The organism is Streptosporangium sp. NPDC023825 (assembly GCF_040639575.1).
GTDB lineage: Bacteria > Actinomycetota > Actinomycetes > Streptosporangiales > Streptosporangiaceae > Streptosporangium.
The window spans coordinates 1-23,763 of sequence record NZ_JBFAAE010000011.1; the positions used below are offsets into that span (position 1 = coordinate 1).

Here is a 23,763-nt window from a genome sequence, read left to right on the forward strand (position 1 = left end):
TTTATCCGGGGGAGTGACCCCCGAGCCCCCCGAATGTGGTGACTGGGGTCCGCTGTTCGCAGGCATAGCCTGCTTCCCGCGGGCCCCTTCGTCGTCTCTGCCGGGGGAGTGACCCCCGAGCCCCCCGAATGTGGTGACTGGGGTCCGCTGTTCGCAGGCGGAAAGTCTGCTCCCGGGCCGGGGAAGGGGATCTTCCCATCGACCGTGGTACGTCGAGGTACGGTTGAGTCATGGATGCTCCGAGGTCTCGCCCGACCGAAGTGAGCGTGCGCCAGTTCGTCAACGACTCCGGCAGTATCACGCGCGGCCTGCGCGAGGGGAGGCGATACATCTTGACGATCAACGGTGAGCCGCTCGCGGAGGTGAAGCCGATCAAGCGCCGCCGGTTCGTTCCCACGGCCGAGGCGCAAGCCGTCTTCGCCACCGCTCCGGCTGTCGACTGGGACCAGGTGCGGGCCGATCTGGACACCGTGATCGATGACGAACTACGCGATCCGCTCGACGGGACCGGTCTGTGATCCGGCACGAGCGAGGCGTGCTGGACACCAATATCGTGGCCGCCTTCAAGCTCTTCGACCCTGCCGAGCTGCCGGCTGAGTCGGCGATCACGGCCGTCACGCTCGGCGAGCTGTCGCGTGGTCCGTACGCCACCGATGATCCGGTCAAGCGGGCGGGAAGGATCGCGGTGCTGCAGTATGCCGAAGCGGCTTTCGGCGACCCGCTGCCGTACGACGCCGAGGCGGCCCGGATGTTCGGGCAGATCTGCGCCGTCGTGTACGCGCAGGGCCGGCAACCGCGAAGCCGGACCGCTGACTTGATGATCGCCGCGACGGCCGCCAGCAATGAGCTGCCGCTGTTCACCGCCAACCCCAAGGACTTCGACGGCCTGGAACGGATGGTGGACGTGTTCGCCGTGACACGCCCTTATGGCGCGACAGGTTAGCCGTGGGCACGTGGGGCGGGTCTGCCCCTTGCGGCGGAGATGTTCGAGTGAGCAGGCATCAGGTCCACTTCGGTGACCGGGGTTCGCTGGTCGCAGGCGGAAAGCCTGCTCCCGGCGGGCCCCTTCGTCGTTCGTCCGGAGGGATCGCGGGGGATTCACCGGGATCGACCGACCAGCCATGAGCGTGCTCCCCGGGGAGCACGCCACATGGCCGGTCGTCTTTCAGGTACCGGCCCCCGGATGAGGGGGCATCGGGGCGTTCATCGGAAGAATCAGTTGCCGGTGATCACGAAGGTCGTCCCCGGCTGCCTCACGATGTTGCCGTCGGCCGAGTTGGTGATGGTCACGTTCGACAGGATCGCGTTGCCGCGGGCGCCGCTCATGGCCAGGATCCCGGCCCCGTTGTTGGATTTGTCGATCTTCACATTGGTGATCGCGACGTTCGGCATGTTGCCGCCGCCCGTCTTGAACTGGATGCCGTCGTAGGTCGAGTCGGAGATGTCGGTGTCGCGGACGGTGACACCGGTGATGTCGCTGCCCTGCGGGAACAACGTGATCGCCCCGAACTCCTGGTCCTCGTTCCAGAAGGCGCCACCCGTGCGGTACAGCCCGTTGTTGGCGAGCAGCGTGGTCCCCGAGAAGGGCAGGGGGCTGTGGTCGGTCGCCAGCATGATGCCCGGGTAGTTCATGGTGTCGTAGATCAGGTTGTTCTCGGCGGAGTTGTCGTAACCGCCGTAGATCGCGATGCCGTTCGCCCGCCAGGGCAGCTGGATGGTGTTGTTGACGAAGTGGTTGTCGTGCGTGTTGTCGACGACCCGGTCCTTCACCGCCTGGTTGGCCCAGATCGCCAGGGCGTCGTCACCGGTGTTGCGGAACGAGGAGTTGAACACCCGCGAGTTCCGCGTGCCGTTGGTGAAGTTGATGCCGTCGGCGTAGGTGTTGCGGATGCGCATGCCGCTGAACAGCAGGTTGTCGCCGGGGCCCCACAGGGCCGGGATGTTGTCGTAGTCGCGGCCGACCCAGGCGCCCACGTTGGCGTGCTCGATCCACACGTTGGTGATCTTGGTGTTCTCGCCGAACCGGCCGTTCAGGCCCACTCCGCCCTCGTCGTTGCCGTCTCCGCCGCGGATGCGGCCCGAGCCGAAGATGGCGATGTCGGAGATCTGGGTGTTGCTGTCGATGTCGAAGCCGAAGTTGCCCTCGTGCGGGTGGTTGATTCCGCCCACCACGTCCTGCGGCTCGGTCAGGGTGTACAGCTGGGAGTGCCACATGCCCGCGCCGCGGATCGTGACGTTGCTGATGCCCACCTGGTTCCACTGACCCCGGTTCAGCGGGTCGTCGGTGAGGATCTTCTGCTCCTGGCGCCACTGTCCCGCCGGGATCCACACGCAGCTGATGACGCCGTTCTGGTCGTCCGTCACCGCCCGCTGGATGGCGGCCGTGTCGTCGAGACCGTCGTTGGGCACCGCGCCGTAGTTCGTGATCGAGGTGCAGCCGGCCGGCTGACTCGTCGGCGGCGCCACCTGCTCCAGGTCGATCAGGTCGATGACGTAGAACGAGGCCGTGTCGCCCGCGTCGCGCTGCAGCTTGAACTTGGTGCCGGCCGGGTAGCTCTGCGAGAGCAGCGCGTGCGACTCGTCGAACAACCTCCGGGCGTCGGCCTGGGGGGTGTTCGACAGCGCCTCGGGGCCGTCGGTGTTCCCGTACAGCCAGCTGTGGCGCGAGGAGAGGGTCAGCTTCCTGGAGAAGGTGCCGTTGATGTAGAGGCTGATGGTGGCCTCGATGCCGCCGCCGCCCGCCGCGTCGGGGATGGAGTTGCGGACCACGATCGAGTTGGAGGGGGTGGTCGAGGTGAACTCGACGAACTGGCCCGTGCTGTTCAGCCGCACCGACTTGCGGCCCGAGGACTCGGTGGCGAAGTTGGTGTGCCCGAAGGTGCGCAGCGGGTCGGTCTCCAGCAGGGTGCCCTGGTAGTTGGCGGCCTCGGCCTCGTACTCGACGTACGGGACGGCCGCGCCGCGCCCGACCACGATCGCCTGCGAGAACGTGTTGTTGTTCTCGTTCGTCTCGGTGACGGTGTTGGTCGCGTCGGCGGTGGCGGTGATGGTGGCGCCGCCGCTGGTGGCGGTCCAGCTCCCGCTGACGGCCACGTTGGCCGTCGCGCCCGCGGCGATCGACGCGGTGTTGCCGTTGAGCGTGGTGCCGCCCACCGCGACCCGGGTGACCGTGGTCGCGCCCGTCGCGGAGGTTCCCCGGTTCTTCACGGCCACGGTGAACGTGACCGGCGCGCCGACGGCCGGGTTCTGCGGGCTGGAGGTGACGCCGAGGACCTGCAGGTCGGGGCCGGGAGCCTGCGCGACCACCAGCGGCGACGAGGCGGTGAGGGTGTTGTTGCCCTCGTTCTGCTCGAAGACCGAGTTGTCCGCGTCGACCCTGGCGCTGACCGTGTAGCTGCCCTCGCCTCGGGTGCCGATGTTGTGGGTCACCGTGGCGGTGGCGCCGGCGGCCAGTGCGGGGACGGCGACGGTGCCGGCGAGGGTGCCGTCGAGGTTGAGGTTGACGCTGTCCGCCGGGGAGGCGGCGTTGCCCGCGTTCCTGACCGTGGCCGACAGCGTGATCGCGCCGGCCTCGCTCGGGGACGCCGGGGTCCACGAGAGGTTCGTGACCGTGAGGTCGGGGTTCGGCGCGGGGACGCCGATGACCTGGAACTCGGCGACCTGGCCGCCGGGCGCGCCGCTGTTGCCGGTGAACCTCAGCTGGACGTCGGCGACGGTGGCGTCGAAGGTGATCGTCACCGAGTTGCCGGAGGCCGGGTTGAACGTGTGGTTCTGCGCCGCCACCAGGCTGGTGTAGCCGGTGGCGTTCTGCTCACGGCCCAGGACCTGGATGTTCTGCGTCCGGGTGCCCCACGCGGAGTCGGGGTTGAGTTTCACCACGACAGAGGTGACGCCGGCGTTGGCTCCGAGCCTGGCGGTCAGCGTGTTCGGGAACGCGCCGGAGTTGGCCTCCCAGTAGGTGGCCAGGTTGTTGTCGTTCGCGTTGGCGGCGACGAACGAGTGCACGTGGCCTGACGCGACCATCTCCTTGCCGATCGCCAGGTTCGTGCCGGGGTCGCCGGTGCCGTTGCGGGTCACGGAGTTGCTGTTGGCCGACTGGTTGCCCGCCGCGTCCTTGGCCCGTACGAAGTACGTCACGGTCGCCGACGCCGGCTGGGTGTCGGTGTAGGTCAGCACGTTGCCGACGCTGCCCCGCAGCTGGTTGTTGGCGTAGATGTCGTACCCGGTGACGCCCACGTTGTCCGTGGAGGCGTTCCAGGCCAGCCTGATCTGACCGGTGGCCGGCTGGGTGTAGGAGAGATTGCCGGGGGCCGACGGGTTCTGGTTGTCACCGCCGGCGGTGGCTCCGTAGATCTCGAACTCGGAGATCTGCGCGGCGGGCCAGCCGGTGTTGGCGGTGATGTTGACACGCCAGTAGCGGTGGGTCGCGGCGCCGAAGTTGATCGTGACGGTGTTGCCGGTCGCCGGGTTGAACGTGTAGGCCGCCGAGCCCACGACCGTGCTGAAGGTGTTGCCGTCGGCGCCGCCCTGGACCGAGAGCGTCTGGGTGCGGGTCTCCCAGACGGCCGGCGGGGGCAGCTTCAGGACGATCTGGTCGACGCTCGTGGCGGTGCCGAGGTCGATCCGCGCCCACTGCGGGAAGCTGTTGTTGGCGCTTTCCCAGTAGGTGGACTGGTTCCCGTCGTTGATGGCGGACACCGCCTGGCCGCCCGTGGAGCTGCTCGCCAGGGTCGCCTTGCCCGGCGACAGATTGGGGCCGGCCGCGGCGGAGGCCGGGACGACCGACCCCACCATGAGCAGGCCGGCGGCGGCGATCATGGTCGCCACCAGCCGTAACGGTCTGTACAGCATTCTCATTCGCGCTCTTCTTCTCTCGTCGGGCACGGCAGGGCCGAGGCGTGAAGGCTGCGCCTTCACCGCACACGTAATGGGGGGCAGGTGCACGACGCAGTGCATCCCTGGAGAGTTGCGAGGAATAGCAAGAAACTGAACAACAGATTGCAATATTCTTGCATGACTTTGGCCAAATGTTACATACGTGCTACAGGCGCGTCAACGGCTGGGAAGCAGCTTTCTCAACCGGTTCGACGCGAGATGTGACAAGGGGTCAGAACGGCCGTGAATGCCGGGCCGTGTCCGTGGCCGCCGGGCGCGGGCATGGGCCTGTGAGCGCGGGCACCTGTGAGCGCGGGCATATGGGCGCCGGGTCACGGGCGCGGGGTCACGGGCGCGGGGTCACGGCGCCGGTCTGTGAGCGCCGGGCGTGGGTCACCGGGATGCGGGCACCGGTCTCGCACGCCGGACGGCCGGATCGCCGGCCTCGGCGGGGGGAGGAGGCGCCCCCGCGCGTCGCCCGCCGTCCGCCGGCGCGCGCGGGGGCGGCCGTTCTCAGCCCAGTTCGTAGTCGAGGTGGAAGGAGTGGGCGCCGTCGTCGTTGACGATCTGGCCGCCGCCCCGGATGCCCGACAACTCGCCGGTACCGGAGTCGGGGAGGATCGTCCAGCTCAGCGCCGACTCGCCCGCGTGGCCCGTGGCCGTGTGGTGGAGCACGAAGGTGCCCTTGCGGCCGTGCGCGGTGCCGGTGAAGCGCTCGAAGCCGGCGTAGGCCGCCGACGTCTCGACCTGGGAGATCGCGGTGATGATGTCGGTGGTGCTGGTGCCCACCAGGTCACCGTCGAAGGTCTTGGTGATGTGGACGCGGGAGAGCGTGGCTCCCTCGGCCTCGTCGTAGGGCTGTGGATCCCAGCTGTCGATGGTGAAGGTTCCTGTGGCGCGAGGCATGTGGGGCTCCCTTGTGGAATTCCGGATCTCGCGCCCATCCTGGCGACCGTACCTGCCATCTGATGTCAGATACGGGCCCGCTCCGGACTCCCTAGGACAGCCTCCACTTGTCCATGTTCCAGGTGATGGTCGACTGCGCGGGGTTGGGGACGACGTTCCGGAGCGTCTCGTTCCACGCGCTGAGGCCCGGGTGCTGGAACAGCGGGATGGTGGCCAGATCGCTCCAGAGCCGCTTCTCGATCGCGCCGATGATCGGGTCCTGGGCCGCCAGGTCCACCGTCGAGTTCAGCTTCGCGATGAGCCGGTCGACCTGCCTGCTTGAGTAGCAGCCGTTGTTGTTGCCCTTGTTCTGGGCGTCGCACTTTCCCGGCGAGGTGAAGTTGGAGGCCCAGCCGCTGACCAGGGCGGAGCCCGACCAGGCGAACAGGGCCACGTCGTAGCCGTTGGCCGGCATCACGGTGCCGAGGAAGTCCTCGGAACCCTTGTCGACGACCTTGAAACCGGCCTTGTTGCAGGCGTCGATGATGAGCTGCACCGCCGCGGTACGGCGCGGGTTGGGGGTCTGGTAGCCGATGCTGACCTCCAGGCCCGTCCTGCCCGCCTCCCGCAGCAGTGCCCTGGCGCCCGCGATGTCCTGCCGCGCGTACGCGCCCGCGCTGCCGCTGGCCGCGACGACCCTCGCGCTGTTGGCCTGGAACGGGGCCACGGTACGGACCTGCAGGGGCTTGGCGGAGGGGGAGACGGGCCCGATCAGGGTGTTGACGATGAGCTGCCTGGGCACGCACCTGGCGAACGCCTCGCGCAGCCTCCTGTCCCTGAACGGGCTGGAGTCGAAGTTGAAGTCCAGGTGCTCGTAGGTGTACTTCTCGAAGACGTCGACCTCCACGCCGCGCAGCGACTGCAGCTGCCTGAGCACGTCGGGTCCCGGCTGCGGCTCGACGATCTGGACCTCGCGGTTCTGCAGCGCCTGGGCCTGCTCGTCGAGGGTGATGAAGCGCTCGACGATCGTCGGGGTCGCGGCCGGGGTGCCCCACCACCTGTCGTTGGCGACCAGGGTCAGCCGCTGCCCGGCGTCCAGCTTGGAGAGCTTGTACGGCCCCGAGGACGGGATCAGCTCGGCGTCGGGCAGCCTGCCCTCGGAGACCCAGCCGTCGTTGAAGAACGTGATGCCCTTCGCGATCCTCCTGGAGTCGCCCTCCCTGACCGCCGCGATGAAGTCCTCCTCGGACAGGCCGTCCTGCTTGGCGACCACATGGGCGGGCATCATCTCGGTCGCGCCCGGACCCCCGGCCACCCAGTCCGCGAACGGCTTGTCGTAGACCAGGGTGAACTTCTTTTCGCCCTTGCGGCAGTCGGGCACCTTGGTGTCCCGCAGGCCGGTGGTGTCGGCGGAGGCGAAGCCCCTGACCTTGCCGGACCGGAAGGCCCACCACAGCATGACGTCGTCGCAGTCGATCGGGACGCCGTCCGACCAGACCGCCTTGTCGTTGATGGTGTACTCGACGCTCAGCGGGTCGTCGGAGACCTTCTCGTACGTCCCGAAGTCCTTGTCGGGGGTGATCGCGCCCTTGTCGCCGTAGAACCAGAAGCCCGTCAGCACCCGCTGCAGGGGAGCGGCGTTGCGCGTGGCGTTCTCGGCGGTGGTGTTGTTGTTGTAGGAGTGGAACTCCTGCTCGTACGCGTAGGTGATGGTCTCGCTCGGCAGGGCCGACTCCGAGCCGGAGGCCGCGGGGTCGTCCGCCGGGCCGGTGTCCGCGCAGGCGCTCAGCAGGAGCGCGCCACTCGCGAGCAGTGCCAGGAACCTTCCCGGCATTCGTGCGTGGAACACGGCACCACTCCTTCGATCGCCCGGTCCCCGGTCTGTCCCCGTACCGGTCGAGCATCGTCACTTCGTGTGGCCGGGCGGAACCCGGACCGGCATCGCGTCTCCCCATAACCATGCCGAACGCGAGACCCTCAAATGAGGAGAATAGAAAAAACACAACCTTTGAGCGAATTTACCCAATATGTGAGATAGCCGTCTCACGGGTCCGGATCACGGGCCTGGGGCGCGGGCATGTCCCGCGAGAAGGGCCGTGGCCTGATTCTTGCGGTTATTGGCACTCGGGCCACTCGTGGGCCCGTGTGCCGTCCCTCGATTATGGAGCGCATGACAACGACCCCTCGGGCGCCCGAACGCGGGCTGCACCGCGCCTGGATCGTGGCGGGAGTCGCGTTCGTGGCAATCCTCGGCGCGGCCGGGTTCCGGGCGACGCCCGGCGTGCTGATCACACCGCTCCAGGAGGAGTTCGGCTGGTCCCGGGGCACGATCTCACTGGCCGTCTCGGTCAACCTCATGCTGTACGGGCTGACCGCGCCCTTCGCCGCCGCCCTCATGGACCGCTTCGGCATGCGCAGGGTCGTGACGTACGCCCTGCTGCTGGTCGCCGCGGGCAGCGGGCTCACCATCCTGATGAACGCCCCCTGGCAGCTCATCCTGTGCTGGGGCGTGCTGGTCGGTCTCGGTACCGGCTCGATGGCCCTGGTCTTCGCCGCCACCCTCACCGAACGCTGGTTCGTCCGCCACCGCGGCCTCGTCACCGGCGTGCTCACGGCGGGCGGCGCGACCGGGCAGCTCGTCTTCCTGCCGGTCCTCGCGCACCTGGCGGCGGACAGGGGCTGGCGGTCGGCCGCCGTCACGGTCGCCGTCGCCGCCCTCGTCGTGGTCCCCCTGGTCTGGTTCCTGCTGCGCGACCGGCCCGAGGACGTGGGCACCACCGCCCTCGGCGCCGACCCCGCCGCGCCCCCGGCGGTCTGGCCGGCGCGGGCCGGAGGTGCCGCCTCACGCGCCCTCGGAGTGTTGCGGAGCGCGGCGCGTACGCGTCCCTTCTGGCTGCTCGCCGGGGGGTTCGCGATCTGCGGGATGAGCACCAACGGCCTGGTGGGCACCCACTTCATCCCCGCGGCCCACGACCACGGCATGGCAGAGCCGGTCGCCGCGGGGCTGCTCGCCCTGGTCGGGATCTTCGACGTGGTCGGCACCGTCGCGTCCGGCTGGCTGAGCGACCGGGTCGACTCGCGCGTCCTCCTCGGCGCCTACTACGGCCTGCGCGGCCTGTCGCTGATGGCCCTGCCGAGCCTGTTCGGGGCGACCGCCGAGCCCAGCATGCTCGTCTTCATCATCTTCTACGGCCTCGACTGGGTGGCCACGGTCCCGCCGACCGTCGCCCTGTGCCGCCAGATCTACGGTCCCGACGGGGCCGTGGTGTTCGGCTGGGTCTTCGCCTCCCACCAGGTCGGCGCCGCGATCGCCGCGGTCGCCGCGGGAGTCACCCGCGACCACTTCGGCGCCTACGACCTCGCCTGGTACGCCGCGGGCCTCCTCTGCCTCGCCGCCGCCGTCATGTCGATCGCCATCACCAGGAAGCCCGTCACCGGGAAGCCCGTCACCGGGAAGCCCGTCACCGTGACGCCTGGCACGGGAGAGGCCACCACCGAGGAGCAGGCATCCTTGAAGGCGTGAGAGAACGAGGCGGGGCAGCGGCGACGGCCGGCGGAGACGGCGAGGGCAGGGACGGCGAGGACGGCGAGGGCAGGGACCGGGACCGGAAGGTCCTCCCGCTCGTGGTGCGGATCGAGCGCTCCGCGCCGCCCGCGCGGACCGACGCCCTGGAGGCGGCGGCCCTGGCCGTGCTGGCACTGCTCGACGACCCGCGCGCCCTCGACGGCGGCGAGTGGGCCGAGGCCGTACGGGCCTGGGACGGCAGCCGGTTCAGGAAGGTCGTCCGGCGGGCGCGCGGGGCGGAGTGGCGCCGGGTGCTCGACCTGCCCGGTGTCACCGTCACCTCGGGCACCGCAGAGGTCCGCGTCCACCCGCCGGTCCCGCTGGACGGCTGGCCCAGGGATCTCTTCAGGCTTCAGGTGTCCGGGACCGAGCTCGCCGACCCCTCCGATCCGGGACCGCCGGGGGACGTGGTGCTGTGGCTCAACCCCGGGCTGACGATGTCGGCGGGCAAGGCCATGGCCCAGGCCGGGCACGCCGCCCAGCTCGCCTGGCAGGCGAGCGGGGACGACGCCAGGCGGGCGTGGCGGGACAAGGGCCTGGCGGCCTCGGTGCGGACCGCCGATCCCGCCGCGTGGGCCGGGCTGGTCGCCTCGGGCCTGCCGGTGGTCAGGGACGCCGGGTTCACCGAGATCGAGCCGGGCTCACGCACGGTCGTCGCGGACGCTCCCTGGCTGCGCGGGGACGGCCGGTGATCGGCGGGCGACGCATGAGCCGGTGATCGGCGGGTGACCGGCATGAGGGCGCCGGCGTCCACGGGGGAACGGGCGGTGGCCAGGTCCGGGGGACGAGCGGTCAGCGGGGCATCCTGACGATGTCGGCGAGCACGCCGCCCTCGGGGGTGAGCCGCGCCGCCGACGGGCTGTCGTGGACCACCAGGAGGCGCTCGCCGTCGAGCACGGTGATCCCCTCCGGGTGGTCGTTCCCGTTCCCGTGCGGCAGGTCGCCGACGAGCTCCAGCTCGTGCCGTACCGATGGTTCGTCCTCCGGGTCCCAGCGCAGCACCCGGACCGGGCCGTCCAGGCTCATGGTCGGCCCCGCGAGGATCAGCAACCCGCCCCGGTGCGGGCACATGTCGCGGACACCGAGCCCGCCGAGGTTCAAAAAGTGCGTCCGGTAGGGCCTGCCGTCGATGGGGGCGAGCCTCAGGCTGCCGGGACGCCGGGGGTCGCTCTCCGGCCGGATCTCCAGCATCGCGGCCCAGCCGCGCAGCACCGGGCCGCGCAGGCCGACGAACAGGCGGCCGTCGAGCACGGCGATGCCCTCGATGTCCAGCCCGTTGTCCTTGCTGGGAATCGTCACGAAGGGGGCGAGGTGCGGATCGTCCGCCAGCAGGTCGGCCAGGTTCCGGCCGGGACCCGCCAGGATCTCCGCCCTGCGGGAGCCGTCCTCGCGGGCAGGGGTGGCGCCGACGAGCGGCAGCCGTACGAGGATGTAGCGGTTCTCCTCGCGCACCACGCTGCCGAGACGGCGGCGGGCCTTGTCCGGCGGATGCCCCTTCTTGACCCGCCTGCGCTTGAGGCTGTGCGACCCGATCGCCCAGAGCCAGCCGTCCGCCCGGGCCAGGCCCTCGATGTCGGCCTCCTCGTCGCGCCCGGCCGGCAGGTCCACGAAATCGGCGAGGTGGAAGGTGCGCTGGTCGTCGAAGCGCCCGGCGCGGAACGCCAGATGCTCGACGGTGGCGGTCTCGTCACCGGCCAGCCAGAGCCCGAGGGCGTCGGTGCGCACGGCCGACAGGTTGGTGTGCGTCCTCGCCTCGCGTGAGGAGACGTCGAACCTGAGTTCCACCTGGCGTTCCACGAACATCCCGGAATCATCGCAGGGTGTTTCGCGCGAGGAAGGGGAAGGTACTCGTTCCCGAAGTGTGATGGGGATCCCGCACGGGAAAACAGGATTTGTCGTACGCTCCCGATCGTGCTCGATGGGTTGGGTGGGACTCAGGGGACCCGGGAGACGGGTCCCGCGCCGACATACGTGACCGCGGAGGCGGCCACATCGGAGATGCCGAGAATCGTGGCCGAGAGCCCCCCGAAGCTACCGGATTCCCCCGTGAAGCGGTCCCGCATCGGCGACCTGCCGATGCGCGTCATCTACCGCATCCTGGCCGTCGGCCTCGCGGTGATCCTGGCCGCGGTCGCGGCGGTGGTCGGCTTCGTCTCCTCGAGCTCCCCAGATCAACCGGGCGAGGGAAAGACGGGGCAGATCGCCGCGCCATCTGCCGCGCCACCCTCGCCCGGTCCAGGCTCGGCGGAGCCGTCCGTCCCCGCGACTCCGGCGACGGAGCCGTCCGCCTCGGTGTCGGAGCAGGCGTCCGCCCAGGCCTCCGCCGAGGCCTCCCCCGCGCAGTCGGCGCAGGCGTCCCCCTCGGAGACCCCCTCCGCGTCGGCGTCCCCCTCGGGGAGCCCCGCCGAGACGGCCGCTCCCTCCTCGCCGTCCGACGGCTCGGAGCCGGCGCCCGACCGCAGCGCCGTCATCGCGGCCCTCGCCGACCCCCGGGTGCCCGACCTGCCGCGTGACAAGCGGCTCGGCCGCCTCCCCGGCAAGGCGTACAAGAGCAAGCGACGCGTCCAGGACGGCAAGTCGGGCGTGTCGCTGGTCCGCCTGGGCAAGCCCTGGAAGGTCTTCGGCGCGTCGCCGTTCTCCACCAAGCAGGTGCTGCCGAAGGCGAAGGGCGCCGCTCACCGGGGGATGCTCGCGACCTGCCCGGTGCCGATCCTGGTGCAGAAGGAGTCCAAGGACACCGCGCTGCTGGCCGCCCGGTGGACGCTCAACCACCACCCCAAGGGCGGCAAGATCACCTGGACCGCCTCGCAGCCGATCAAGGACGGCTGGCTGCTCGCCTACCGGGTGAAGTACAAGCTGAAGGGCAAGACGCGCTCCTCCATGGCCGCCGTCGCCGTGACCGAGATCTCCGGTGCCAAGCCCGCGATGCTCTTCGCGACGATCCCCGACACCCAGAGCAAGTACTGGCGCGCCATCAACACCGCGGTCTCCTCCCTCAAGGTGAAGTGACAGATTGAAGTGAGCCTCACCTGGGCAGGAATCGCCTTGTCCGTGTGACCTGGTGAAACTCGGGGGAATTTCACGGCCGGCCGCTTCGCCGCCGCACGCGTGACGACCTCCCGCCCGCTCGCCGGGCGCGGGGTCCGGCTCTCCTGCGGAAGGCGGCCCCGGTTCGAGGGCCCGGACCGAGCCGGGCGTCCCGGACGCGCCTCCGGGACGCCCGTCCAGGCCGACTCCCCCGAGCCGTCGAGGGGGAAGTCGTGAACCGACCGGCGTCTCAGGAACGCAAGGGGGCCGGCCCCGACACGCCCGACAAGGGGAACGAGACCAAGCCCTGGCGGTCCGAGGGCCTGCCCGGCGACGGGGCGCCCGCCCCGCAGCGCCCGAGGTTCAACTGGGTGCGCTTCCTGATGACCATGGTCATCGTCTACGCGGGCTTCTTCATCGTCTCCTCGTTCTTCGAGGAGCCCACCGAGCCGATCTCCTACACCCAGTTCACCCAGCAGGTTCAGGCGGGGAACGTCAAGGAGGTCTACGCCACGGGCACCGCGATCCAGGGCACCCTCAGGAAGGCGGCCCGCGACCCCGACAGCGACAACGTCACGTACCACAAGTTCTCCACGGAGCTGCCGGTCTTCGCCGACCGGGCCGGGCTCTACCAGCAGCTCCTCGCGACGAAGGCGAACATCAGGGCCGAGCCCGTCGGCGGGAACCTCCTGTCGAACCTCCTGCTGTCCCTGGTCCCGGTCCTGCTGCTGGGCGGCCTGTGGATCTGGCTCGTGCGGCGCGCGGCGTCCGGCGCGATGGGCGGCGGGACGGGCGGCCTCGGCGGCCTCGGCGGCCTCGGCAGGTCCAGGGCGGCCAAACCGGTGGAACCGGCCAAGGTCCGGGTCGACTTCGACGACGTCGCGGGCATCGACGAGGTCGAGAACGAGGTCGCCGAGGTGGTCGACTACCTCAAGGACCCCGACAAGTACCGGCGGCTGGGGGCGAAACTGCCCAAGGGCGTGCTGCTCTCCGGGCCGCCCGGCACCGGCAAGACCCTCCTCGCCCGTGCCGTGGCGGGGGAGGCCGACGTGCCCTTCTTCTCGGCGAGCGCCTCCGAGTTCATCGAGATGATCGTGGGGGTCGGGGCCTCGCGGGTGCGCGAGCTGTTCGACGAGGCCCGCAAGGTCGCGCCGTCGATCATCTTCATCGACGAGATCGACGCGATCGGCAGGGTGCGGGGCGGCAGCACCATCGGCGGCCACGACGAGCGCGAGCAGACCCTGAACCAGATCCTCACCGAGATGGACGGCTTCACCGGCTCCGAGGGGGTCATCGTGATCGCCGCCTCCAACCGGGCGGAGGTCCTCGACCCGGCGCTGCTGCGTCCCGGCCGCTTCGACCGTACCGTCGTGGTCTCCGCGCCGGACGCCGAGGGGCGGCTGGCGATCCTGCGCGTCCACAGCCGGGGCGTGCCGCTCGCCGGCGACGTGGACCTGGAGCGGCTCGCCAGGACCACCCCCGGCATGACGGGCGCGGACCTGGCCAACCTGGTCAACGAGGCGGCGCTGCTCGCCGCCAAGCGGGGCAACGACAGGGTCGACGCCGCCGACTTCGCCGACGCGCTGGAGAAGATCCTGCTCGGCGCGGCCCGCGCCGTCGTGATCCCGCAGGACGAGCGCAGGCGCACCGCGTACCACGAGGCGGGCCACGCGCTGCTCGGCATGCTCCAGCCTGGCGCCGACCCGGTACGGAAGGTCTCGATCATCCCGCGCGGGCGGGCGCTCGGCGTCACGCTCTCCACGCCCGACACCGACCGGTACGCCTACGACGAGAAGTACCTGCGCGACCGGATCGTCGGGGCCCTCGGCGGCATGGCGGCCGAGCAGGTCGTCTACGGTGTGGTCACCACCGGCTCGGAGAACGACCTGGAGCAGGTCACCGTGATCGCCCGCGGCATGGTCGGCCGCTGGGGCATGTCCGCCAGGATCGGCCCGCTGACCGTCCTGCCCGCCGCCGCCGACGGCCGGCCCGCCGCCGCCCCGGACACCCTCGCCGCGGTGGACCAGGAGGTACGGCGCATCGTGGACGAGTGCTACGCGGTCGCCCTGGCCGTCCAGGCGGAGAACCGGAGCCGCCTGGACGGCATCGCCGCCGCCCTGCTGGAGAACGAGACCCTGGCCGAGGCCGAGGCCTACGCCGCAGCCGGGCTCCCGGTGAACACCGCCGCCGAGATTCCCTCCCCGGAACCGCCTCCGCGGCTCCCGCCCCCGCCGCACGGCTGACCTCCGGGCGCCCGTCGTGGATCGGGTGCTCTCTCGTGGATCGGGTGCTCTCTCGTGGATCGGGTGCTCTGTCGTGGACGGGGTGCTCTGTCGTGGACCAGCTGCTCTGTCGTGGAGCGGATGCTCTGTCGTGGGCCGTGTGCCTGTCGTGGATCGGAGTCGCGCTAGGCTCGGTCGCCGTGACCCAGATCGTCCTCGCCTCCGCCTCGCCCGCCCGCCTCGCCCTGCTCCGCAGCGCCGGAATCGATCCCAAGGTGATCGTCAGCGGTGTGGACGAGGAGGCCATCACCGCCGACAGCCCGAGAGAGCTCTGCCTCGCGCTGGCCCGCGCGAAGGCGACCGTGGTCGCCGGTGATCTGACCGAGGGGCTGGTCATCGGCTGCGACTCGATGCTCGAACTCGACGGACGGGCCTACGGCAAGCCGTCCTCACCCGAGGAGGCCGTCGCCCGCTGGCGCGACATGCGCGGGCGCGAGGGCCGCCTGCTCACCGGCCACTGCGTCATCGACGCCGCGGACGGGCGCGAGGTGGCGGAGGTGGGCGCGACGGTCGTGCGCTTCGGCACCCCCGGAGACGACGAGATCGCCGCCTACGTCGCCAGCGGTGAGCCCCTCAACGTCGCCGGGGCCTTCACGCTGGACGGCCGCGGCGGCTGGTTCGTCGACGGCATCGACGGCGACCACGGCAACGTCCTGGGCATCTCCCTGCCCCTGCTCCGCCGCCTCTTCGGCGCCCTCGGAGCCTCCGTCCCCGGCCTCTGGCAGCGCCCCTGACGCCCGCCGTCCCGTGTGCCCGCCAGGCACGGTGCCCGGTTTCCGGAGGCGTTCCTCTGACGTCTCCCGGTGCCGTCGGGCGCGCCCTCCCGGGTGACGTCCGATCCCGATAATCTTCCGCCATGGGTCATTTCCGCTCCTTTCTGGACGGCATCGGGTTCTTCTTCCAGGGACTGCGCTGGGTCGCGCGACACCCGCGCTGGTGGCTGTTCGGGTTGATCCCGGCTCTGATCGCGTTCGCCCTCTACGCGACCGGCCTCTACTTCCTCGGCACGAACGCGCTGGACATCGCCGCGTGGGGCACGCCGTTCGCCGACGGATGGAGCGAGGCGACGCGGACCGCGCTGCGGGCGGTGGTCGGGCTGGCGCTCTTCGGCGCGGCACTGATCCTGTCGGTGGTGACCTTCACGGCGATCACCCTCATCCTGGGCGACCCCTTCTACGAGAAGCTCTCCGAGAAGGTGGAGGAGACCTACGGGGAGGTGCCGACCGGCTACGACCTCCCGCTGTGGAAGTCGATCCCCCGATCCATCAGGGACAGTCTCGTCACCCTCGGATGGCTGTTGCTGTTCACGATCCCGCTGTTCTTCCTCGGTTTCGTGCCGGTGATCGGGCAGACGGTGGTGCCGGTCCTGGGCGCCCTGGTCTCGGGCTTCTTCCTCACGATCGAGCTGACCACGCTGGCCCTCGAGCGCAGGGGACTGGCGCGCAAGCGACGTTTCGGCCTGCTCAGGGGGAACAAGGCCCCCGCGCTCGGCTTCGGGGTCCTGCTCTTCCTGCTCTTCCTCATCCCGTTCGTCGCGGTGATCGCGATGCCCGCCGCCGTGGCGGGCGCGGCCATCATGGTCCGCACCCGCCTGGCGCCGCCCGTCCTCCCGGCGGGAAGGACGGACGGGAGCCCGCGCGTCGACAGGGGTGTCTGAGGAGTTCCCGCCCCCTCGGCTGTTCACCTGTGGACAGCCGAGGGGGGCTTTCCACAGAAAGACGCTCGGTGCGAAGGAGGCGGTCCGGTTCCGGCGAGGCTTCGGGACATGACACCAAACACCCCGGCCTCGCCCGAGCCCTCGTCCGCCGGGTCCCCGGTCTCACCTGAAGCGTCGTCTCCATCGGCCCGGTCCTCGGTCGCGCCCGAAGCGCCGTCGCCCTCCTCTCCGTCCTCCCCGCCCGCCGCGCAGCCCCGGCTCCTGCTCGGTTCCACGGAAGACGTCCTGGGCGCCGTTCCCTACCTGCTGGGGTTTCACCCCGCCGACAGCCTGGTCGTCATCGGCCTCACGGGCAGCCCGTCCAGGGGCAGGCTGCATCTCACCGTCCGGTGGGACCTGCCGCTGGGGCCCGGTGGTCTCGGCCGGATCGTCCCGCTCCTCGGGAAAGAGGGCGTCACCGAGGTCGTCGTGGTCGGTTACGGTGCCGGCCCGCTGGTGACCCCGGCCGTCGACGAGGCCGTGGCGCTGTTCCGCCGGAGCGGGCTCACCGTCGTCGACGCGCTCCGGGTGGAAGACGGCCGCTACTGGTCGTACGAATGCTCGCGGACCGACTGCTGCTCGGCCGACGGCATGCCGTACGAGCGACGGGCCGGTGCGGTCGCGGCGGAGGCGGTCCTGCACGGGCTCGTCGCCCTGCCGGACAGGCAGACCCTGGAGCGCTCGCTCGATCCGGTCACCGGACCCGCGCGGGAGGCCATCCGCGAGGCGACGAGCCGTCTCACGGAGGAGATGCGCGGCAGGCTCGCCGGATGCCACGACGCCGACGGGTTCGCGGCGGAGTTCGTCGCGGACGGCATGGCCAGGATTCGCGAGGCGGTCGTCACCTACGCCTCGGGAGGACGGCTCGACGAGGACCAGGCGGCCAGGCTGGGGCTCGACCTGGCGGTGATCAGGATCCGTGACGAGGCGTGGGCGCTGGTCACCGACGAGAGCCACGACGCGCATCTCAAGCTCTGGCACGACCTCACCCGGAGGCTGGAGCCGAGGTTCGTGCCTCCGGTGGCCTCGTTACTCGGCCTGGTCGCCTGGCGGCGGGGAGACTCCGCGCTGGCGGGCGTCGCCCTCGCCCGGGCGCACGAGGCCGACCCCGGATACTCGATGGCCAACCTGCTCGCGCACGCGATTCACCACCTGGTCCCGCCCCACGTGCTCGACGACAGGATGCCCAGCCCCGAGGAGCTCGACCAGGAGATGGGCAGTCCCCGGATGTCCTGGCTGCTCCCGATGGCCGCGCTGCTGGAAGGGCCCGGCGGCCCCGGCCGCGAGGCGGCCGCCGGTTCCTCGTGCCCCCGCGCCACCGGATGACCGGGGTCTCCTCGGTCCCGGTGACGAGGGGCGGTCGCGTCACCGGTTCTTCAGGTCGCCTGTCTGGGGGACCCAGGGAACGCTCGGCCGTCCTCTCCGCAGGAGGCGCTGGAGCACGCCGACCCCCGCCCCCGTCGCTCCCACGAGGGTGACCAGAAGGTGGACGGCACTGAAGTAGAGGCCGAAGAGGAGGCCCCGGCGGGCGAAAACCCGTCGATAGGTGCTGCCGTCGAGGACCACGGCGGCGGCGACGAGCAGCGGCGACACGAGGGCGCCGGCCGGGCCGGCCAGCAACGGCAGCAGGAGCGCCGGTACGGCGGCGACCAGCAGGACACCGCCGAACGCGCGCGGCACGGAGTCGCCCGGCGTCTCGCCCCGGGTCCACTCCCGCGCGCTCACCCGTGCGCGCCGGAACACCTTGCTCAGGATCATCCGCATCGTGGAGTCGTGGTCGGCCCGGCCGCAGACGGCGGCGGTGATGCGCACCTCGTAGTCCTTGCGCATCAGCCGGGAGCGATAGTCCGCGGACACCGTGTCGCTCAGGTGCGGGTTGAAAGGGCCGATCTCCTTGAACACCTCGGCCGACACGGCGAGCACGGCCGCGTGCAGCTCAAGGGTCGGACGGTCGGTCGGCATCCACCAGTGGTACATCTGCAGCGCGCGATACTGCGCGGGAAGGGTCCGGGCCGCCAGCGGCTCGGGGTGCAGGATGCCTCCCAGGGCACCCAGCCGGGGCTCGGCCTGGAGGATGTTCACCGCGTTCTCCACGGCGTCCGGGTCGAGGGCGATGTCGCCGTCCTGGAAGAGCAGGATCTCGCCGTGGGAGTGCTCCGCGCCGAGGTTGCGCGCGGTCGACGCCCCGCTGTTGACCTCGGTGCGCAGCACGGTGACGCCCATCGACCTCGCCACCTCCGCCGCGTCCTCGGTGCCGCAGTCGTCCACCACGATGACCTCGATGGGGGAGTAGGTCTGCTTCTCCAGCGCGCGCAGGCACAGGCGTAACACGTGGGATCGGTTGAAGCTGGGGATGATGACCGAGACTAGCGGGCGTTCTCGATTCACAGGTCGCTCCATTGGCTGAAGGCCGCTCTTTCCGAACCGCCGGGTGTCGGCCGATGATCAGGGCGGGCAGCCCCGGTGGGTCTTCGGTCAACCGGCCGTGGCTCGTCGCCCGACCTCCGACCGCCTTGCTTCCCGCCCACGCTAGCCTCGGCGGCTTGTCTCATTCTTGTCGTGCGGTCCGGCATGTCATACGGTTCCCTTTCCGTGCGGCTTGTGCGGTCCGAGACCGAGGCTCGTGCGGTCCGGGGCAGAGGTTTGTGCGGTCCGGGGCAGAGGTCTGCGCGGTCCGGGGCCGAGGTCTGCGCGGTCCGGGGCCGAGGCTTGTGCGGTCCGGGGCCGAGGCCTGCGCGGTCCGGGGCGCGGACGACAAGGAAGCGACAAGAACCGGTCAGTACGTTGAGGTGCCGCTGGAAGTGACCGCGGATCGTCAATGGCTCTCGCCGGCCTGACCTACGTGCCGAGGTGGTGTGCTGATGGGCGACCGGGACATCATGACCGAGGATCAGCCGACGGATGTCCCTCCCGGGAAGCCGTTCAGCCGGCGGGCTCGCATCGGCCGGTTCGTCAGGCCGCGGCGGCGGTGGTGCCTGGGCACCCGGCTGGTGGTGACGGCCACCACGGGATGGCTGCTGTTCGTGGTCGCGCACCTGCTGGTGAGCGGCCGCACCTCGCTGTGGGCCCCGCTCGACCTGATGCCGCCGTTCATGTTCGTGGCGGTTCCGTCGCTGGTGCTGGTGGTGGCGCCGCTGGCGCGCCCGGTCCGCCGGCGGGTCATCCCGGTGCTGGTGCTCACCCTGGCGCTCGGCGCGGGACACAGCGGGATCAACGTGGCGACCCTCTGGCACACCCCGCCGCCGGCTCCGCCCGGGGCCGTCAAGGTGGTCACCTGGAACACCGAGTTCTGGGACCAGGACTGGCGCACCTCCGACGGGAACAGCTACTCGCCCAACTTCTACGACTACCTGCGCGAGATGGACGCGGACGTCTACCTGCTCGCGGAGTACCTCTACGTCGACACCTCGGCGGGGGACATGATGGCGTCGAAGTGGACCGCCGACATGGCGCTCCGCATCGACAAGACGGCAGAGCTGCGACGCGAGTTCCCGGGATACGAGGTCGCGACGTCCGGGGAGCTGATCACGCTCTCCCGGCTCCCCGTCGTCGGGCAGCGCGGGCTCGACATGACCCCGTGGCTGCCCGCGAACCAGAAGGCGATCCCGGAGGTGATGCGGGACTGGCCGACCTCCTACACGGTCGAGACGCTGCGCACCGACATCCGGGTGAACGGCGCGGTCGTCTCCTTCTACAACACGCAGATCAACCAGCCCCCGACCGGATGGCGGCTGTACGACGGCGAGACCCGCGACTCCAACCAGTACGCCCACAGCCGGCGGGAGGCGAGCTACCGGGCGCTTCGCGCCGACATCGAGGCGAACGACCACCCGGTGATGCTCGCCGGAGACCTGAACACCACCCCGGCGATGGGGATGCTCGGGCTGCTGCCGGAGAAGCTGGTCGACCACACCCGGGCGCTGCCATCCCTCTATCCGGCCACCTACCTCGCCGGAACCGCCGAGCTCTGGCGGATCGACTGGGTGCTCACCACACCGGACGTCGTCGTGCACCGCTACGAGATGCCCGGGGCCGCCGGACTGTCCGACCACCGTCCTCAGCAAACGGTTCTATCGGTCGGCCACTGAGCCGTGGAAGGAATTGACATGACGGAACCGGCGACCGCGCGACCCGAGGATGTCGCGGTCATCGTGCCCAACTACAACAAGAAGAAGACCCTCCGAGCCTGCCTGGAGGCGGTGTACGCGCAGACGTACCCCCCGGCCGAGGTGATCGTGGTCGACGACCGCAGCACGGACGGCTCGCTGGACATCGCGCGGGAGTTCCCGTGCACGATCGTCGAGCTGCCGACCAACCAGGGGCCGTCGGGGGCCCGCAACACCGGGGTCGACTCCAGCACCTCGCCCCTGCTCTTCTTCGTGGACTCCGACACCGCGCTCGCCCCGGACGCCGTGGAGAACGCGGTGCGGGCCTACCGGGAGACGCCCGACTGCGGCATGGTCCAGGGGATCTACGACAAGGAGCCGCTGTACGACGACGGCCCGGTGGAGAGATACCGCGTCTTCTCCGAGCACTTCGACCGCCAGCGGGCGGTGTCCACGTTCCTGTCCAACTCGCTGATCCCGCGTGCGGTCTATCGCGAGGCGGGCGGGCTGGACGAGCGGCTGCGCGACGGCGAGGACTTCGAGTTCGGCAACCGGGTCCCGTCCAGGTACCGGCTGGTGGTGACCGCGACCGTGGTCACCAGGGCGGACGACGTCGACCGGTTCTGGGAGTGCATGTGGGAGCGGTTCGTCAGGGCCAGCACCCTGCCGGTGATCATGTTGAGGGCGCGGCGGCTGTACGACGACGACACGATCGGGTTCCGGCTGGACATGATCGGCCCGGATCCCCGCACCCGCCGCCTGCCGCCGCGGATCTCCTCCGTCTCGGCGGCGCTGAGCCTGTTCACGCTGCCGTTCGTCTTCCTCGTGCCGTGGCTGCTCTTGGTGCTCGCGCTGCTGCTGGCGGCGTTCGTGACGGTGAACCGTGACTTCCTCCGATACTCCTACCGCTACCGGGGCGCGGGCTTCGCTCTGCTGATGGCCTCGATGCAGTTCTGCTACCACACGGCGTTCTTTCTCGGAGCCCGCGCGGGGCTGCCACGGCTCGTCTACGAGCTGCTCCGCCGCCAGGGGCACCCGGCCAAGACCGGTATGACCCCGGTCTCCCCGGCCGGTGCGCCCGAGTGACCGAGAGCCGGCCGTGGCGCCCGTGGCGCCCGTCGTGGCGCCTGCCCCGCGCGCTCGTGCGCGCCCTGATCGCGGCGTTCGCGCTGGTCCTGGTGGGCGCGGTGGCGGCGGCACTGGCCGGGCAGGACTGGAGCGTGGTCTCCGTCATGCTCGCCCGGAGCGACGGCGGGCGGATCGGTCTCCTGCTGGCCGGCGCGCTGCTGATCAGCATGGCAGGGCTGGGGTTCGGCTACCTGGCGTGGCGGGCGGTGCTGTTCGAGCTCGGCCCGCGGGTCGGCGAGCCGCGGGTGGCGCGCGTCTTCTTCGTGACGTTCCTGAGCAAGTACGTGCCGGGGAAGGTGCCCGGCCTGATCGCCGCGACCAAGGTGGCCACGGCCAACGGTGTCGGTCTCGGGCGGTTGATGGGCACGGCGGCGCTGAGCATGAGCCTGGTCCTGCTGACCGGGCTCACGATCGGGCTGCTCGCGGGCGTGCACATGCTCGGCACCCAGGTGGCGTGGCTGGTGGCGGTGGCGGCGGTGCTGATCGTGGTCGTGCTGGTGCGGCCGCAGCTGGTCAACCACGGCGCGCAACTGGTGCTGCGGGTGCTGCGCCGGCCGGACCCGGCCAGGTCGGCCTCGCCACGCGGGATACGGTTCGCGGTCGTCGCGCAGGCGGTGTCGTGGCTGGTCACCGGCCTGCACCTGTGGCTGCTGGCGGTCGCGATGGGAGCCGACCCGCTGCGGTCCCTGGGACTGTGCGTGGGCGCGTTCACCCTGGCCACGACGGTCGGGATGCTGACGGTCGTGCTTCCCGACGGGATCGGCGTCCGCGAGGCGGTGCTGACCGCCGCCCTGACGGTGGTGCTGCCCGCGCCGGCGGCCGCGGTGGTGGCGGTGGCCAGCCGGCTGGTCTCCACGGTCGGCGAGGTGGCGCTGGGAGCGGCGGCGCTGGCGGTGGCCGAGGTCGTCATCCGGCGTACCCCGGCCCCGGCCTCGAAGCCGGATCCGGAGCTCACGGTGGATCCGGAGCTCACGGTGGATCCGGAGCTCACGGTGGATCCGGAGCCCGCGACGGAACCGGAGCCCGCGACGGTGGCGGAATCGGCGTCGGCGGCGGGAGAAAAGTAGCCCTGACAAGCATCGGAACAGACCAACGCGTGCGAGCGTCCGCCAGGTGGGCCCCCTCCCGGCCGGCGGGCGCCCGCCAACCCGAAGGGGTCATCGACCATGGATGAGCAGCGGCCACTGGTCTCGGTCATCATTCCCAACTACAACTACGCCCGCACGCTGGACCTGTGCCTGAGCGCGCTGGAGCGGCAGGACTACCCGCACATCGAAGTGATCGTCGTCGACGACCGGAGCACCGACGACTCGGTGGAGACAGCCCACCGGCACGGGGTGCGGGTGCTGGTCACCGACACCAACATCGGGGCGCCGGCGGCGCGCAACCTCGGCGTCGAGCACGCACGCGGGGAGGTGCTGTTCTTCCTCGACTCGGATGTGGCGCTCACCCCGGACACGGTGGGCAACGCGGTGGCGCTGCTCACGTCCGATCCCACGCTGGGGGTGGTGTGCGGCACGTACGAGCCGGAGCCGCTGATCCCCGACAGCCGCGTGGAGCGGTACCGCAGCCTCCAGCTGCACTACTGGATCTCCGGTGACGCGGGCGACATCACCACCATCTACTCGGCGATCTTCGCGATGTGGACCAGGGTCTTCCACGAGATCGGCCCGCTCAATCCGGCGTTGCGCCACAGCGAGAACGCCGACTACGGCCACCGGATCACCCAGCGCTACCGGATCGTGCTGGACACCGCGATCAGGGGCGCGCACGACCACGACGACAAGCTGAGCGTGGTGCTGTCGAAGTTCTTCCACCGCGCGCGCCTGCACATCCCGCTGTACCTGCGCCGGCCGGACTTCAACGGCGGCCCGACCAACAGCAGCCGCGGCTGGGGTTCGCTCGCCGCCCTGTTCGCGGTCGTCACCGCGCCGCTGCCGGTGCTGTTCGGCCCGCTCTGGCTGCTCGTGCCGCTCGTGCTGCTGGCCGGCTCCATCGCCTCCGACCTGGGGATGTACCGCTTCGTCTGGGGTTATGCCGGGCCGGCGTTCACCGTCTACTTCACCGCGATCCACTTCCTGGTGAACGTCACCGTCGCGCTGGCGGTGTTCGTCGGCGCCGCGCATTGCGTGCTGTCCAGCAAGTTCCGCAACACCTACGACATGCCGGAAGCGTCCGCGCCGGCGATGGGGGCGTGAG

General features: G+C 70.7%; 18 protein-coding genes. 13 read left to right on the plus strand and 5 right to left on the minus strand.

The features are described from left to right. Positions 1-266 precede the first annotated feature (266 nt). Together AB0G15_RS12750 and AB0G15_RS12755 are read left to right on the plus strand one after the other, a co-directional pair. Entirely contained in the window at positions 267-518 is a 252-nt protein-coding gene (locus AB0G15_RS12750; protein WP_362838179.1) for a hypothetical protein, read from the plus strand. 17 nt (positions 519-535) lie between these two features. Further along, complete coding sequence (locus AB0G15_RS12755; RefSeq protein WP_362838182.1) at positions 536-943, plus strand: type II toxin-antitoxin system VapC family toxin; 408 nt, start codon at positions 536-538, stop codon at positions 941-943. A gap of 272 nt (positions 944-1,215) precedes the next feature. On the opposite strand, the gene AB0G15_RS12760 is transcribed toward AB0G15_RS12755, so the two are convergent. The 3 genes from AB0G15_RS12760 to AB0G15_RS12770 all read right to left on the minus strand — a co-directional run bounded on the left by AB0G15_RS12760 (position 1,216) and on the right by AB0G15_RS12770 (position 7,609). Further along, entirely contained in the window at positions 1,216-4,857 is a 3,642-nt protein-coding gene (locus AB0G15_RS12760) for a CARDB domain-containing protein (protein WP_362838185.1), read from the minus strand. 531 nt (positions 4,858-5,388) lie between these two features. After that, on the minus strand, positions 5,389-5,781 hold the full coding sequence (locus AB0G15_RS12765) for a DUF3224 domain-containing protein (RefSeq protein ID WP_362838187.1): 393 nt from the start codon (positions 5,779-5,781) through the stop codon (positions 5,389-5,391). A gap of 91 nt (positions 5,782-5,872) precedes the next feature. After that, positions 5,873-7,609, minus strand: coding sequence for an ABC transporter family substrate-binding protein (locus AB0G15_RS12770; RefSeq protein ID WP_362838190.1), 1,737 nt, complete (start codon positions 7,607-7,609; stop codon positions 5,873-5,875). 321 nt (positions 7,610-7,930) lie between these two features. Between AB0G15_RS12770 and AB0G15_RS12775 the strand changes: the two genes are divergently transcribed. Both AB0G15_RS12775 and AB0G15_RS12780 read left to right on the plus strand, forming a co-directional pair. Beyond that, positions 7,931-9,283 carry an MFS transporter gene (locus AB0G15_RS12775; RefSeq protein WP_362838193.1) on the plus strand — a complete coding sequence of 451 codons (1,353 nt, stop codon included), beginning with the start codon at positions 7,931-7,933 and terminating at the stop codon, positions 9,281-9,283. Next, complete coding sequence (locus AB0G15_RS12780; RefSeq protein ID WP_362838196.1) at positions 9,280-10,017, plus strand: peptidyl-tRNA hydrolase; 738 nt, start codon at positions 9,280-9,282, stop codon at positions 10,015-10,017. Before AB0G15_RS12775 ends, AB0G15_RS12780 begins: the two co-directional genes overlap by 4 nt. 100 nt (positions 10,018-10,117) lie before the next feature. Here AB0G15_RS12780 and AB0G15_RS12785 read toward each other — a convergent pair whose 3' ends face one another. Next, on the minus strand, positions 10,118-11,128 hold the full coding sequence (locus AB0G15_RS12785) for a DUF3616 domain-containing protein (protein WP_362838198.1): 1,011 nt from the start codon (positions 11,126-11,128) through the stop codon (positions 10,118-10,120). Between the two features lie 243 nt (positions 11,129-11,371). On the opposite strand from AB0G15_RS12785, the gene AB0G15_RS12790 reads away from it, so the two are divergent. From AB0G15_RS12790 to AB0G15_RS12810, 5 genes are all read left to right on the plus strand, one after another. Next, positions 11,372-12,334: a hypothetical protein gene (locus AB0G15_RS12790; protein WP_362838200.1), complete on the plus strand. Its 963-nt coding sequence runs from the start codon at positions 11,372-11,374 to the stop codon at positions 12,332-12,334. 251 nt (positions 12,335-12,585) lie between these two features. Beyond that, complete coding sequence (gene ftsH / locus AB0G15_RS12795; RefSeq protein ID WP_362838203.1) at positions 12,586-14,595, plus strand: ATP-dependent zinc metalloprotease FtsH; 2,010 nt, start codon at positions 12,586-12,588, stop codon at positions 14,593-14,595. Between the two features lie 179 nt (positions 14,596-14,774). Further along, positions 14,775-15,368, plus strand: a complete 594-nt coding sequence (locus AB0G15_RS12800) for a nucleoside triphosphate pyrophosphatase (protein WP_362838205.1) — start codon at positions 14,775-14,777, stop codon at positions 15,366-15,368. A gap of 122 nt (positions 15,369-15,490) precedes the next feature. Continuing rightward, complete coding sequence (locus tag AB0G15_RS12805) at positions 15,491-16,291, plus strand: EI24 domain-containing protein (protein ID WP_362838209.1); 801 nt, start codon at positions 15,491-15,493, stop codon at positions 16,289-16,291. Between the two features lie 108 nt (positions 16,292-16,399). Then, entirely contained in the window at positions 16,400-17,656 is a 1,257-nt protein-coding gene (locus AB0G15_RS12810) for a DUF4192 domain-containing protein (protein ID WP_362838211.1), read from the plus strand. Positions 17,657-17,695: 39 nt separating this feature from the next. Here the strand turns inward: AB0G15_RS12810 and AB0G15_RS12815 are convergent, their stop codons facing one another. Then, a complete protein-coding gene (locus tag AB0G15_RS12815) occupies positions 17,696-18,718 on the minus strand; it encodes a glycosyltransferase family A protein (RefSeq protein WP_362838214.1) in 1,023 nt (340 codons plus the stop codon). Between the two features lie 473 nt (positions 18,719-19,191). Here AB0G15_RS12815 and AB0G15_RS12820 point away from each other — a divergent pair, with 473 nt between their 5' ends. The 4 genes from AB0G15_RS12820 to AB0G15_RS12835 all read left to right on the plus strand — a co-directional run bounded on the left by AB0G15_RS12820 (position 19,192) and on the right by AB0G15_RS12835 (position 23,762). Next, on the plus strand, positions 19,192-20,418 hold the full coding sequence (locus AB0G15_RS12820; protein WP_362838217.1) for an endonuclease/exonuclease/phosphatase family protein: 1,227 nt from the start codon (positions 19,192-19,194) through the stop codon (positions 20,416-20,418). 18 nt (positions 20,419-20,436) lie between these two features. Further along, positions 20,437-21,522 (plus strand): glycosyltransferase family A protein, encoded by a 1,086-nt coding sequence (locus tag AB0G15_RS12825; protein ID WP_362838220.1) that lies wholly within the window; start codon positions 20,437-20,439, stop codon positions 21,520-21,522. Then, complete coding sequence (locus tag AB0G15_RS12830) at positions 21,519-22,631, plus strand: lysylphosphatidylglycerol synthase domain-containing protein (RefSeq protein WP_362838222.1); 1,113 nt, start codon at positions 21,519-21,521, stop codon at positions 22,629-22,631. Before AB0G15_RS12825 ends, AB0G15_RS12830 begins: the two co-directional genes overlap by 4 nt. Before the next feature lie 99 nt (positions 22,632-22,730). Next, positions 22,731-23,762 (plus strand): glycosyltransferase, encoded by a 1,032-nt coding sequence (locus tag AB0G15_RS12835; RefSeq protein ID WP_362838225.1) that lies wholly within the window; start codon positions 22,731-22,733, stop codon positions 23,760-23,762. The last annotated feature ends 1 nt before the right edge of the window (position 23,763 follow it).

Coding starts and splice junctions, on each gene's coding strand:
- AB0G15_RS12775 (WP_362838193.1), top strand. CDS start 7,931: ATGACAACGACCCCTCGGGCGCCCGAACGCGGGCTGCACCGCGCCTGG.
- AB0G15_RS12805 (WP_362838209.1), top strand. CDS start 15,491: ATGGGTCATTTCCGCTCCTTTCTGGACGGCATCGGGTTCTTCTTCCAG.
- AB0G15_RS12765 (WP_362838187.1), bottom strand. CDS start 5,781: ATGCCTCGCGCCACAGGAACCTTCACCATCGACAGCTGGGATCCACAG.
- AB0G15_RS12825 (WP_362838220.1), top strand. CDS start 20,437: ATGACGGAACCGGCGACCGCGCGACCCGAGGATGTCGCGGTCATCGTG.
- AB0G15_RS12820 (WP_362838217.1), top strand. CDS start 19,192: ATGGGCGACCGGGACATCATGACCGAGGATCAGCCGACGGATGTCCCT.
- AB0G15_RS12785 (WP_362838198.1), bottom strand. CDS start 11,128: ATGTTCGTGGAACGCCAGGTGGAACTCAGGTTCGACGTCTCCTCACGC.
- AB0G15_RS12835 (WP_362838225.1), top strand. CDS start 22,731: ATGGATGAGCAGCGGCCACTGGTCTCGGTCATCATTCCCAACTACAAC.
- AB0G15_RS12760 (WP_362838185.1), bottom strand. CDS start 4,857: ATGAGAATGCTGTACAGACCGTTACGGCTGGTGGCGACCATGATCGCC.
- AB0G15_RS12810 (WP_362838211.1), top strand. CDS start 16,400: ATGACACCAAACACCCCGGCCTCGCCCGAGCCCTCGTCCGCCGGGTCC.